Source organism: Pseudarthrobacter sp. KH_020_B, from assembly GCF_057840185.1.
Genome location: NZ_CM174506.1, coordinates 3,830,677 through 3,842,547 on the forward strand (window position 1 = coordinate 3,830,677; position 11,871 = coordinate 3,842,547).

Consider the following 11,871-nt stretch of genomic DNA (forward strand, 5'->3'; position numbering starts at 1 on the left):
TGTTTATGCGCCCCATCCGGCTTGCTGGCCGCCCGCGCGGTCCTCGTTGATCTGTTTCTGGTAGCCGCTGGCCTTGAACGCGGCCATCGGGCCCGCGGGCAGGCCGCGGGATTCACGCCAATCGGCCAGGATGGGCCGGACGTCGGTGTAGAAGGCATCGTTGAAAATGCCATTGGCGGCCAGGACATCCCCGGTGCGTTGCGCCTCGCCCAGTGCCGCGGTGTCCACCAGCAGGGCGCGGGCCGTCATTTCCTGGACGTTCAGGACCGAGCGGATCTGGCCCGGGATCTTCTCCTCCAGGTTGTGGCACTGGTCCAGCATGAGGGCCACACCGGAATCCTTTCCGAAGCCGCCGCCGCGGATGACCTCGTACATGATCCGGAACAGCTGGAACGGATCAGCTGCACCCACAATCAGGTCGTCATCCGCGTAGAAACGGGAGTTGAAGTCGAACGAGCCCAGCTTGCCAAGGCGCAGCAGCTGCATCACGATGAACTCGATGTTGGTGCCCGGGGCGTGGTGGCCGGTGTCCAGGCAGACCATCGCCTTCTCACCCAGCGCCAGCGTCTGCGCGTACGAAGTACCCCAGTCCGGAACATCGGTGTGGTAGAAAGCCGGCTCGAAGAACTTGTACTCCAGGACCAGCCGCTGGTTTTCGCCCAGTCCCGCGTAGATCTCCTGCAGCGACTCGGCCAACCGGTCCTGGCGTCCGCGGAGATCGTCCTGGCCCGGGTAGTTGGTGCCGTCGGCGAGCCAGATCTTCAGGTCCTGCGAGCCCGTGGCGTGCATGATCTCGATGCACTCAAGGTGATGGGCGATGGCCCGGCGCCGCACCGACCCGTTCGACGACGTCAGGGAACCGAACTTGTACTCGTCATCCTGGAACGTGTTGGAGTTGATGGTGCCCAGGCCCACTCCCAGGCCAGCCGCGTATTCCTTCAGGGCCGCGTAGTCATCCACCTTGTCCCAGGGAATGTGCAGGGCCACCGTGGGGGCCAGACCGGTCAGCTCGTGGACCTTGGCGGCGTCCGCGATCTTCTCCTGCACCGTGCGCGGGGTGCCCGGCGTGCCGAACACCTTAAACCGCGTGCCTGAATTGCCATAGGCCCACGAAGGGACCTCGATGGCAAGCTCTCCGAGCCTGCCCAGCGCCGTTGCTACGTCGTTCATGTTGGTTCTTCCCGGTCTTTCGTGAATTGGCCTGTTGTGCTGTGGTCTGTTGTGAAGTCGTCTTCGTATTTCTGGCCTGCCAACGGGCCAGTGCGTCAGCTGCTGGTGGACTCCGCCGCCGCGAGCTGGTCGTCAAGATTGAAGACTTCCTCAAGGACCTGGAACCCTTCGTCGGGCACCTGGTCGGGGTTCTCTGGACTGTCAAAAAGAGAGGCCATCTCGGCCTGCCAGCGGGCATTGATCTTGGTCAGCGCCATCCGGGCCCGGACGGCGTCGAAGTCGTCGCATTCGAGATACCCGATAAGGAGCCCGTCCGCGCCCAGGAACAGCGAGTAGTTGTGCCAGCCCGCATCCTGGAGCGCCCGGAGCATTTCCGGCCACACAGCCGCGTGCCGCCGTCGATATTCGTCGATCAGCTGCGGCTGGACCGAAGAGCGGAAACACACCCTCATCTGCGACTCTCCTGAACTTTCTCTGCTTTGAATCGTTTCATTAGTACGATTCAAAGTACCCTTGAGACAAGTAGGTGTCAAGCAATTTTCCCGGCCCGCTCACCCAACTGGGTAGCGCTATCTGTCGTTTTGGAGGCTCATAACGACAGATAGCGCTACCCAGTTGGGGCGGGCAGCTGTTACTGAAGCCGGGAAAAGGACCGCACACGGCAAATCAGCACGGAGAAACATGAATCGCTCAGCCAGCATCAAAGATGTCGCCAACCACGCCAGCGTGGCCGTGGGCACGGTCTCCAACGTCCTGAACTACCCGGACAGGGTCTCGCAGCGGACCAAAGACCGCGTGCTGCGGGCCATCGATGAGCTCGGGTTCGTCCGCAATGACGCCGCCCGCCAGCTGCGCGCCGGCCACAGCAGGACCATCGGGCTGATCGTGCTCGACGTCGGCAACCCCTTCTTCACGTCGGTGGTCCGCGCCGCGGAGGATGCCGCGGCGCTCCAGGGCAGCGCCGTACTGCTGGGCGACAGCGGCCACAACGCCAGCCGGGAATCCAACTACATCGACCTCTTCCAGGAGCAGCGTGTGCAGGGTCTTCTGATCTCGCCCGTGGGTGACGTCACCGCCCGCATCGACCAGCTCCGTGAACGCGGTGTCCCCACCGTCCTGGTGGACCGGCTCGCCGATGAGAGCAAGTACAGCTCCGTCTCGGTGGACGACGACGCCGGCGGGTACCTCGCTGCGCGGCACCTGCTGGACACCGGCCGCCGTCGGCTCGCCTTTGTGGGTGGCCCCACGTCCATCCGCCAGGTGGCGGACCGACTCCAGGGCGCAGAACGTGCCGTGAAGGAGGAGCCCGACGCCACTTTGGAGGTCCTCGACTCCGACGGACAAACAGTGCTTGCAGGCCGAAGCGTGGCCAACATGCTCGTGGAGCGTGGGGACCTGCCGGAGGGCATCTTCTGCGCCAACGACCTCTTGGCCCTCGGCGTGATGCAGTCCCTGACCATGACTCACACCCTGCGGATCCCGGAGGACATTGCGCTGATCGGGTACGACGACATCGACTTCGCCGTCTCCGCCGTCGTCCCCCTCTCCTCCATCCGGCAGCCAACCGCGGCCCTGGGGCGCACAGCCATCGAGCTGCTGGCCGAGGAACTCGAGTCCGACAACCCAAAGCACCGGGCCGTCATCTTCACCCCCGAACTGGTGGTCCGGCAGAGCACCGCCCCGGCGAAGGGATCCTCCGCCGGCTAGGGATCTCCGGCTTCGCGCGGTTCTGGATTCGAGCAGTTCTCGAGAAGCCTCCTTGACGCCCGGACACTAGCGTGGACCCCAAGAGGCCGCCAAGGAAGGAACCCGCAATGACGGACACAAACGAGACCGGCACGAGCGCCAAGTCGTACGACGGCTTCGATGCGGACGAACGCGGCGCAATGAAGGAACGGGCCCAGGAGCTCAAATCCGCATCGCGAAAGGGTGCCCGCGCCACCAAGCCGGATGGCGAAAGCGATGTGCTCGGGAAGATCGCCGAGATGTCGGACTCGGACCGCGCAATCGCCGAACGGCTGCATGCCATCATCAAGGGCAACGCGCCGGAGCTCGCGCCGAAGACCTGGTACGGGATGCCTGCCTACGCTTTGGACGGCAAGGTGGTTTGTTTCTTCCAACCCGCCGACAAATTCAAGGCACGGTACCCGACGCTCGGATTCAGCGACCCCGCTAACCTCGATGAGGGCAACATGTGGCCCACCTCCTACGCCCTGACGAAAATCACTGCCGCCGATGAGGCGAAGATCGTCGAGCTCGTGAAGAAGGCTGTCAGCTAGCGGCCCAGCCTGCCCAGGACGGGGGCGCCCGAGCTCCCGCAATTTCCTCTTGCCAGTTCGTGCCAGCGGTGGGACTCTGCTGGAAGAGCGAGAGGTCCGTGAGTCCCATGGCACAAAGGACGGAGATCGACGGCGCTGCTGTCGACGAGTTACAGACATCGTTTCGGGGCGAACTCGTTCGCCCGGACGATGCTGGATACGACGAGCACCGCAAGGTGTGGAACGGGTCGATTGACCGCCGTCCCGCCCTCATAGCCCGCTGCACCGGCGTCGCAGATGTACGCGCTGCCATCCGGCTGGCCCGGACGCATGACCTGCTGGCAGCAGTACGCGGAGGCGGTCACAGCTTCCCAGGACTGTCAGTCTGCGACGACGGCATGCTCATCGATCTGGGCCCGATGAAGGGCATCCGGGTGGACCCCGAGGCGCAGACGGTCCGCGTCCAAGGCGGTGTGCTGCTCGGCGAACTCGATCGCGAGACGCAGGAGTTCGGCCTCGCCGTTCCGTCGGGAATCGTCACACATACCGGGGTTGCCGGCCTGACGTTGGGCGGCGGCATCGGCTGGGTCATGCGGAAGTATGGACTCACGATCGATCAGCTGCTGTCCGTGGACGTGGTCACCGCCGACGGCGAGCTGGTCCGGGCAAGCGAGCATCAGAACACCGACCTCTTCTGGGGCGTGCGGGGCGGCGGCGGGAACTTCGGCATCGTCACCGACTTCGAGTTCCGGCTGAACCCACTGGGCCCGTACGTGATGGCCGGCCCGGTCTTCTGGCCCATGGAAGATGCCCCCAAAGTGCTCCGCTTTTACCGGGACTGGATCGCGGACTGCCCTGACGAGCTCACGACCATCGCCGTGCAGCGGAGGGCGCCGGCGCTGCCGATCGTCCCGCCAGACCTCGTGGGCAAACTCGTCATTGCGGTCACCGCCTGCTACGCGGGGCCGGTCGAGGACGGCGAACGGGTCCTGCGGCCGCTCAAGGAATTCGGTTCGCCCGTGCTCGATCTGTGCCGGCCCAAGCTGTTCCTTGAGCATCAGAGGACGTTTGATCCGTCGTTCCCGCACGGCTGGCATTACTACGTCAGGTCCTGTGATGTCGCGGCCCTCAGCGATGACGTCATCGACGTCGTGGTGGAGCACGGCAGCCGCATCACCTCGCCCGTCACCAGCGTCGCCCTGTGGCAGATGGGCGGCGCGGTGGCCAGGATCGACGACGATGCTACCGCGTTCAACGGCCGCCAGGCCGGGTTCACGTTCAACATCAACGGCAACAGCAGGACCGCCGATGGTTTCGCCGCCGAGCGCCAGTGGGCCCGGGACTATTGGTCAGCCCTGGCGCCCCACCACACCAGCGTCTACGTGAACTTCCTGATGGAAGAGGGTCAGGAGCGCGTGCGGCACGCATACGGCGCCGCCAAGTACGACCGGCTCAAGGCACTCAAGCGCACCTACGATCCCACGAACTTCTTCAAGCTCAACCAGAACATCAGGCCTGACGGATGACCCCGCTATTGGATCGGAGAACATCATGCTCAAAACCCTGCTGTGCAAGATGAACCTGCGCCACGATTGGCACATCCAAACCACGGACGACGGCGGCCGCTATCGGCGCTGCACACGCTGCGGTAAGTACCAGGAAGGCGGCAGTGGCGGCCGGAACGGCAACTGGGCAGCGCCGTTGGGCATGTAGCGGGTCCGCCACCCCTCCGCCGGGAACAACAGCTGCCCTGCCCCGCATGTACGGTGCTGGGCAGCACCGCTCATGCGGGGCAGGGCCGGTCGTGCGACCAGGTCGCAATACACACTGGACTATCACGGTGGTTATGCTGCAAACTGGAGTCGGGAAAGCGCTTGCCCAACCCTTAGTGTCCTCCGGGGCAGGAACGGAGCCCCATGACAACACCACCTTCGGCCGCGTCACAGTCCGGCCAGCCCGGACATGCGGCTTCAGCGGCGAGCGTGGCGCTGGTAGGTTCCACGGCTTCGGCACGCACCACCTGCGCAACCTCGAACGCCTCCAGGCTGCCGGCGTCGTCGAACTCGTAGCGGTAGCCGATCCCCAGCCGCCGGCCCCGGGGTCCGTGCCCGATACAGCCGCCATTTTCCCGGGACTCACCGACCTGCTGGCTGCCACCCCGGACCTGGCAATGATCATCGTGGCCACCCCCATCCAGACCCACGCCCCGCTGGGCCTCGCCGCCCTGGCCACAACAGCGGACCTGTATCTGGAGAAGCCCCCGGTCGCTTCGCTGGCCGATTTCAACATCCTGTGCGACGCCGCCCAGGCGTCCGGGCGCAGCGTGCAGATCGGTTTCCAGAGCCTGGGCTCGCATGCCCTTGCGGCCATCGAGGAACTCGTCGCCAACGGCACCATCGGCACCGTCGAGGGCATCTCGGCCACCGGCCGCTGGGTGCGCGACAGGGCCTATTTCAAGCGCTCCCGCTGGGCCGGGAAACGAAGCATCGACGGCGTTGATGTTGTTGACGGCGTGGCCACCAACCCGCTGGCCCACGCCGTGGCAACCGCCCTGCGGATCGCCGGCGCCCGGACCACGGCCGACGTCACGTCCGTGGAAACAGACCTGTACCGCGCCAACGACATCGAATCCGACGACACATCGGTGATCCGGGTCCGCACCGCGACGGGACTGCCCATCACCTGCGCCCTGACCATCTGCGCCAGCGAATCCGTGGAACCGTACGTGACCGTCCAGGGCTCAGCCGGCAAGGCAGTATTCCACTACACCGAGGACCGCCTCGTGGTGAGCACTCCGGCCGGACAGACGGAGAAGACCTACGGCCGGGACGACCTCACCGCAAACCTGATCGCCCACCGCAACTGGGGTGCCGAGCTAATCAGCCCAATCGAGGACAGCGGCGCTTTTATGCTGGTCCTCGAGGCCATCCGGACGGCGCCGGAGCCCACTCTGATCGGGCCGGAAAATGTGCGGTGGGACGGCGACGGAGACGCGGCACACGCCGTGGTGGTGGGGATCGATGAAACCTTGGAGCGCGCCACGCGGGAGCACGCCACTTTCAGCGAACTCGGGCTTCCCTGGGCTGCCCGCGCCTAATGGCGCCCTGACGCAGGGTGGTTGACCGGCTGGCTGACGGACGCCGGGCAAGGTAGGAACGGACGGGCGTCACTGCCGGGAGCGCCGCGAATTCAGCCACAACAAATGTCCCACGACGGCCGCGGACAGCATGGCCAGCGCACCGGTGACCACCAGGCCTGTCCGCACGCCAAATTCCTCCGTGAGCCAGCCCGCCAGCAGGCCACCCAAAGCATGCCCGCCCAGCAGCAACGGCAGGTAAAGCGCCATCACCCTCCCCCGGACTTCCGGGCCCGCCTCCACCTGCACGGCCGTGGCGGCGCTCGTCAGGAAGACCAGGGTCATCAGGCCCACCACGGCAAGCATCACGGTGAAAGCCACCAGGTTTGGCATCAGCGCGGCAACCAGCTGCGAAAGCCCAAAGAGTCCGGCTGCGGCCACGATTCCCTTGCGGCCCAGGGTCCTGAGCCGCGCGGCCAGCAGCGCACCTGACAGGGCCCCGACGGCACCCACGGTGTTGAACAGGCCGAACCCCGCCGCCCCGTTGTGCCACACCCGCTCGGCGAAGGCTGTCAGCACCACCGGGCCGTTCATGCCAAAGGCCCCCAGCAGGCCGGCAAGGACAATGATCAGCAGCAGCGATGGCCGTTCCCGGACGTACCCGAAGCCAGCCAGCAGCTGTCCGCGTCCCCGAGATGCAGGGGCTGTGAGGTGCAGGAGTGCCGGCCGGACAGCGGCGATCATGACCAGCACCAGCACGGAAAGCAGGGCGTTCGCGGCGAAGGCGGCGGCGGATCCGGCCTGGGCGATCACTACTCCGCCCAGGGCCGGTCCCACCATGGCGCCAAACTGGCCGATCGCGTTGTTGACTCCGATGGCGGGCCTCAGGCCGGCGTCGCCCACCACTTCGTTGATGAAAACCTGGCGCGCCGGACCGTCGACGGCGGACGTCACCCCCAGCGCAATGCAGCTTCCGTACACAGCCCACACGGTGATGCTTCCGCCGGCGTCCCAGACCGCCAGCCCCAGGGCCAGCAGCGCGATCACGGACTGGCACACCATCATGACGCTGCGCTTGGGGAACATGTCCACCAGCAGGCCGCTGAGCGGACCGATGACCAGCATCGGCAGGAACTGCAGCGCCACGGCGATCCCGACGGCGGCCGGACTCCCGGTCAGCTGCAGCACCAGCCAGTCCTGGGCGAGCCTCTGCATCCACACGCCCATGCTTCCGGCGAAGGTCATGCCCATGTACAGGCGGTAGTTGTGCTGCGTCAGCGGCTGGTACCAGCGGACCGGAGATCGGGAGGTCTGAAGGGATTCTGCGGACTGCGGGCTGTCGGAAGACACGTCTGGCTCAACTCGGTAGTAAAGGTGAAATGCAGAGACTTGCTAGGCGCGGCTGGACCGCATCTTGACGGCGGCGGAGGCCAGGAGCAGCATGCCGGGCACCACCACAAACAGGGCCACGAGCATCCAGACAAAGACCACGGACGCGAAGAGCGCCGCGGCAAGGAGGAGCGAGCCCGTCCAGTCACGCAGCGAGAGTGCCTTGGCGGTGTCGAGGGCCGCGGACCAGGTCCCCTCGCGCCAGGCAGCGGCGGTGCGCAGCAGCAGGACCGCTCCGGCCGCCGCCAGGATCAGCGTGGCAGGAAGGACAACCGCACTGCCCGGCAGCTGACCCACTGTTGCGAGCAACAGGTTAAGGACAATCACGACGGCGGCTCCCGCCGTCGTGATTCCCAGCTTCCAGCTGCCCGGGAGGGCGGACCGGAACGTGCCCCAAAGGCCTCGCAGGGAATCGTCGCGGCCGGCGAGGTGGCGTTCCAGGTGGGCGATCCCGGCGGCGTACGCGGCGGGGATGGTGACCAGCGGGATGGACAGCACCAGCACCAGCAGCCCGGCCAGGAGGGTCTCGGAAAACAGGGCGAAGCGGTTTACCGGGATGGGTTCATTGCGGCCGGATGCGGGTGTGGTGCTGTCCATGATGCTCATTTTCTGTATCCGTCAGCCCTTGAGGCCCTGGGTGGAGACGCCCTCAACAATGTAGCGCTGGAACACCAGGAAGAACACCAGCACCGGCAGCAGGGCCAGGACGGACATGGCGATCATGGCGCCGTAGTCCGAGCTCTGCGTCTGGTCCACGAACAGGCGCAGGGCCAGCGGCAGCGGATACTTTTCGGGAGTGTTCAGGTACAGCAGCGGCCCCAGGAAATCGTTCCAGCTCCAGATGAAGGAGAAGATCGACGTCGAGATGAGCGCCGGTTTCATCAGCGGCAGCATGATGGAGCAGAAGATCCGCACGTGGCCTGCGCCGTCGATGCGGGCTGCCTCGTCCAGTTCACCCGGGAGGTTGCGCATGAACTGGACCATCAGGAAGACGAAGAACGCGTCAGCGGCGAGGAACTTGCCGATGAGCAGCGGAACGTACGTGTCGACGAGGCCCAGCTGCTGGAACACGATGTACTGCGGGATGATCACCACGTGGAACGGCAGCAGCAGGGTGGCGATCATCATGCCGAAGAGCACGCTCCGGCCCGGGAACTTGATCCGGGCGAAGGCATAGGCCGAGACGCTGGCCGACAGGATGGTGCCCACCACCGCGCCGATGGCCAGGACCAGGGAGTTGGTGAAGAACTGCAGGGTGGAAACCCCGCCGATCCCGTCCATCGCCGTGACGAAGTTGTCCAAACTGAAGTTGTTCGACCACAGCGACGTGTTGGCGCCGCCGATTTCGGCGTTGGGTTTGAAGGCCGAGGCCACCATCCACAGCGCCGGGTAGAGGACCACGGCTGTCAGGCCGAGCGCCACCACATGGAAAATCAGGCTTTTGATCCGTCTGGCGACGACGGACTCGGACTTCGGGTTGTAGTCCTCCGCCTGGAGCATCGGGGCCGACTGCTTGGGGGTTGCCATAATTGTCATTTCGAATCACCGCTGTAGTGGACCCAGGACTTGGAGGTTTTGAAGAAGATCAGGGTAATGATGCCCACCACGATCACCAGGAGCCAGGCCATCGCCGAGGCGTAGCCCATCCGGAAATCGCTGAAGCCCCGCAGGTACAGGTAGAGCGTGTAGAAGAGGGTGGAACCGGCCGGGCCGCCTTCACCGTTGGAGATGATGTAGGCCGAGGCGAAGATCTGGAACGCGTGGATAGTTTCCATCAGCAGGTTGAAGAAGATCACCGGGGAGAGCATGGGCCAGGTGATGTTGAAGAACTTCCGCACCGGGCCAGCGCCGTCCATGGACGCTGCCTCGTAGAGCTCACCGGGGATCTGCTTGAGGCCGGCCAGGAAGATCACCATCGGGGCACCGAACTGCCAGACCGTCAGCAGGATCATCATGGGCATGGTCATGGAGGGGTTGCCCACCCAGCCGCCCAGGTTGATCCCGAAGAAGGACAGGCCCTGATCCACGGGGCCGGAGTCGCCGAACATGGCCTTCCAGACGATCGCGATGGAAACCGATGCACCGATCAGCGACGGGGCGTAGAACGCGGAGCGGTAGAAGCCCTGCCCCTTGCGCTTGCTGTTCAGGAGCATGGCCACCGCCAGTGCCGCCGCCAGCTTCAGCGGCGTCCCGAAGACCACGTAGGACAGCGTCACGCCCACCGACTGCAGGAACCGTTCGTCCTGGAACAGGGTGGCGTAGTTGTCCAGCCCGATCCACTTGGGCGGTTCGAAGAGGTTGTAGTTGGTGAAAGACAGGTACAGCGAGGAGATCATCGGGCCCACGGTCAGGGCGATGAATCCCAGCAGCCAGGGCAGCAGGAAGGTGTAGCCGGCGCGGGCATCCGCACCGCTCCGCTTTGATTTCAGCTGCCGCGGCTTGCGCGGCGGCGTGGGAGCGGATTGCGTCGAACGCCGGCTCAGGATTGGGCTTTGGGTCACGAGATTAGTCCGTCAGTTGGGGCCTGGATCAGGCGTTCTGCTTGATGAGGTCTTCGGCTTCCTTGAACCAGGCGTCAATGGCGCCGTCCACGGTTACCTTGCCGTAGTTGAGGTCGGAACTGACCCGCTTGAACGACGCTTCCAGCGTGCCGAAACCGACGATGGGCGGCTCGGGGGCGTCCTTGAGGTACTGCTCGATGGACTTCTCGTAGTCAACAACCAGCTTGTCGGTACCTTCGAAGGTGGTTCCGTCGCGCTGGGTCTTGGAGGCCGGGACACCGCGGGAGGTCTTGAAGATCTGGCCCACCTCGGGATCGTTGACCATAAAGTCGATGAAGCGGGCAGCAGCATCCTTGTTCTTGGTCTTGGCGCTGGCCACCATCAGCATGGAGGGCTTCAGGAACAGGCCCAGGTTGTCCGGGTCATCGGACGGAACGGGGACAAGCTTGAGCTCCTTGGCGCCGCTGTCACCGAGGTAACCTGCCATGAAGTTATCCCAGGTGACTTCAGTGGCCGTCACGTTCGAGCCAAAGGGTGACTTGGGCGCCAGCTGGGTCACGCGCTCCTCGGAGACGATGGCGGAGGTACCGCGGAGTTCGCCGGTCAGGTTCCACCACTTCTTCAGGTGGTCCTTGGTGAAGCCGAGCTTGCCGTCCTCGGTGAACGCCTCAATGTTGTTCTGGCGCAGCCAGATGTTGAACATCCACCAGACGGACGTGTAGTCAGTTGACCCGAAGAGTGTGCCGTTGCCCTTGGCTCCGACCTCGGTGAGGAAGGCGTTGAAATCCTTGTAGGTCCAGGTGCCGTCCGGCTCTGCAATGCCGAGGGAGGCGAGTTTGGCGGGATCGTAGTAGACGGCGAACGCGTTGGTGCTGGTGGGGATGCCGTAGGTCTTGCCCTTGATCTGGCCGGACGGCAGGAGTGACTTCTCGAAAGCCGACGTGTCGATCTTCACGGTGCTCAGGTCCAGGAGCTGGTTGCGCTGGCCGTAATCACGGAGGTACGAAAGGTCCCACTGCATCACGTCGGGGAGGCCGCCGCCGGCAGCTTCCGTGGCCCGCTTCTGCCAGTAGCCGGCGAAGTCCGTGAAGTTGCCGTTGACCTTGATGTCCTTGTTCTTTGCCTCGAACAGGGCGATCGCCTTGCGGGTCCGCTCGGCGCGGTCATCGTTGCCCCACCAGGTGTAATTGATGGTGACCGGGTTCTCCGCCGAACCCGTCTGGCTGGGGGCCGGTGAGCCACAGGCCGCCAGCGCTGCCGCGGATGCGGTGCCGATGGCTACGGTAGTGAGGAAATTCCTTCTGTTGATCATGAGAGCCTCCTTGCTCGTGATGTGCAGGCCCATCGCTTCGATGATTACAACGCGAGTTGTGAGTTGGCTTACACGCTTTCTGAAACGATACAATATCGGTATTCCCGGCATTGGGCAAGCGTTTTCCCAAACATCCGGGTTCAGGTACGTTTAGTCCATCCCGTA

The 11,871-nt window shown here is 64.7% G+C and carries 12 protein-coding genes; 5 read left to right on the top strand and 7 right to left on the bottom strand.

Annotation, left to right across the window (positions count from 1 at the left end; genetic code table 11):
* Positions 1–3: 3 nt before the first annotated feature.
* Complete coding sequence (gene rhaI, locus AC3IT0_RS17840) at positions 4–1,170, bottom strand: L-rhamnose isomerase (protein WP_489321002.1); 1,167 nt, start codon at positions 1,168–1,170, stop codon at positions 4–6.
* Between the two features lie 95 nt (positions 1,171–1,265).
* Positions 1,266–1,622, bottom strand: a complete 357-nt coding sequence (locus AC3IT0_RS17845; RefSeq protein WP_489321003.1) for an L-rhamnose mutarotase — start codon at positions 1,620–1,622, stop codon at positions 1,266–1,268.
* A gap of 229 nt (positions 1,623–1,851) precedes the next feature.
* On the opposite strand from AC3IT0_RS17845, the gene AC3IT0_RS17850 reads away from it, so the two are divergent.
* The 5 genes from AC3IT0_RS17850 to AC3IT0_RS17870 all read left to right on the top strand — a co-directional run bounded on the left by AC3IT0_RS17850 (position 1,852) and on the right by AC3IT0_RS17870 (position 6,525).
* Positions 1,852–2,877, top strand: a complete 1,026-nt coding sequence (locus AC3IT0_RS17850) for a LacI family DNA-binding transcriptional regulator (protein WP_489321004.1) — start codon at positions 1,852–1,854, stop codon at positions 2,875–2,877.
* A 107-nt stretch (positions 2,878–2,984) separates the two neighbouring features.
* Complete coding sequence (locus AC3IT0_RS17855; protein WP_489321005.1) at positions 2,985–3,449, top strand: iron chaperone; 465 nt, start codon at positions 2,985–2,987, stop codon at positions 3,447–3,449.
* A gap of 107 nt (positions 3,450–3,556) precedes the next feature.
* On the top strand, positions 3,557–4,954 hold the full coding sequence (locus AC3IT0_RS17860) for an FAD-binding oxidoreductase (protein WP_489321006.1): 1,398 nt from the start codon (positions 3,557–3,559) through the stop codon (positions 4,952–4,954).
* A 25-nt stretch (positions 4,955–4,979) separates the two neighbouring features.
* The gene (locus tag AC3IT0_RS17865) at positions 4,980–5,141 is read left to right on the top strand and encodes a hypothetical protein (protein ID WP_167349835.1); all 162 of its coding nucleotides are present in this window, start codon (positions 4,980–4,982) and stop codon (positions 5,139–5,141) included.
* 133 nt (positions 5,142–5,274) lie between these two features.
* On the top strand, positions 5,275–6,525 hold the full coding sequence (locus AC3IT0_RS17870; RefSeq protein ID WP_489321007.1) for a Gfo/Idh/MocA family protein: 1,251 nt from the start codon (positions 5,275–5,277) through the stop codon (positions 6,523–6,525).
* Between the two features lie 69 nt (positions 6,526–6,594).
* Here AC3IT0_RS17870 and AC3IT0_RS17875 read toward each other — a convergent pair whose 3' ends face one another.
* Genes AC3IT0_RS17875 through AC3IT0_RS17895 form a run of 5 tightly spaced genes read right to left on the bottom strand, consistent with a single transcriptional unit; the run spans position 6,595 to position 11,706 of the window.
* Positions 6,595–7,854 carry an MFS transporter gene (locus AC3IT0_RS17875; protein WP_489321008.1) on the bottom strand — a complete coding sequence of 420 codons (1,260 nt, stop codon included), beginning with the start codon at positions 7,852–7,854 and terminating at the stop codon, positions 6,595–6,597.
* Positions 7,855–7,896: 42 nt separating this feature from the next.
* Complete coding sequence (locus AC3IT0_RS17880) at positions 7,897–8,499, bottom strand: Poxvirus protein I5 (RefSeq protein ID WP_489321009.1); 603 nt, start codon at positions 8,497–8,499, stop codon at positions 7,897–7,899.
* A 12-nt stretch (positions 8,500–8,511) separates the two neighbouring features.
* Entirely contained in the window at positions 8,512–9,429 is a 918-nt protein-coding gene (locus AC3IT0_RS17885) for a carbohydrate ABC transporter permease (protein ID WP_489321010.1), read from the bottom strand.
* Entirely contained in the window at positions 9,426–10,394 is a 969-nt protein-coding gene (locus AC3IT0_RS17890; RefSeq protein ID WP_489321011.1) for a carbohydrate ABC transporter permease, read from the bottom strand. Before AC3IT0_RS17890 ends, AC3IT0_RS17885 begins: the two co-directional genes overlap by 4 nt.
* A gap of 28 nt (positions 10,395–10,422) precedes the next feature.
* Entirely contained in the window at positions 10,423–11,706 is a 1,284-nt protein-coding gene (locus AC3IT0_RS17895; protein WP_489321012.1) for an ABC transporter substrate-binding protein, read from the bottom strand.
* Positions 11,707–11,871: the final 165 nt, after the last annotated feature.

Coding starts and splice junctions, on each gene's coding strand:
- AC3IT0_RS17865 (WP_167349835.1), top strand. CDS start 4,980: ATGCTCAAAACCCTGCTGTGCAAGATGAACCTGCGCCACGATTGGCAC.
- AC3IT0_RS17855 (WP_489321005.1), top strand. CDS start 2,985: ATGACGGACACAAACGAGACCGGCACGAGCGCCAAGTCGTACGACGGC.
- AC3IT0_RS17845 (WP_489321003.1), bottom strand. CDS start 1,622: ATGAGGGTGTGTTTCCGCTCTTCGGTCCAGCCGCAGCTGATCGACGAA.
- AC3IT0_RS17850 (WP_489321004.1), top strand. CDS start 1,852: ATGAATCGCTCAGCCAGCATCAAAGATGTCGCCAACCACGCCAGCGTG.
- AC3IT0_RS17885 (WP_489321010.1), bottom strand. CDS start 9,429: ATGACAATTATGGCAACCCCCAAGCAGTCGGCCCCGATGCTCCAGGCG.
- rhaI (WP_489321002.1), bottom strand. CDS start 1,170: ATGAACGACGTAGCAACGGCGCTGGGCAGGCTCGGAGAGCTTGCCATC.
- AC3IT0_RS17880 (WP_489321009.1), bottom strand. CDS start 8,499: ATGAGCATCATGGACAGCACCACACCCGCATCCGGCCGCAATGAACCC.
- AC3IT0_RS17860 (WP_489321006.1), top strand. CDS start 3,557: ATGGCACAAAGGACGGAGATCGACGGCGCTGCTGTCGACGAGTTACAG.
- AC3IT0_RS17895 (WP_489321012.1), bottom strand. CDS start 11,706: ATGATCAACAGAAGGAATTTCCTCACTACCGTAGCCATCGGCACCGCA.
- AC3IT0_RS17870 (WP_489321007.1), top strand. CDS start 5,275: ATGCTGCAAACTGGAGTCGGGAAAGCGCTTGCCCAACCCTTAGTGTCC.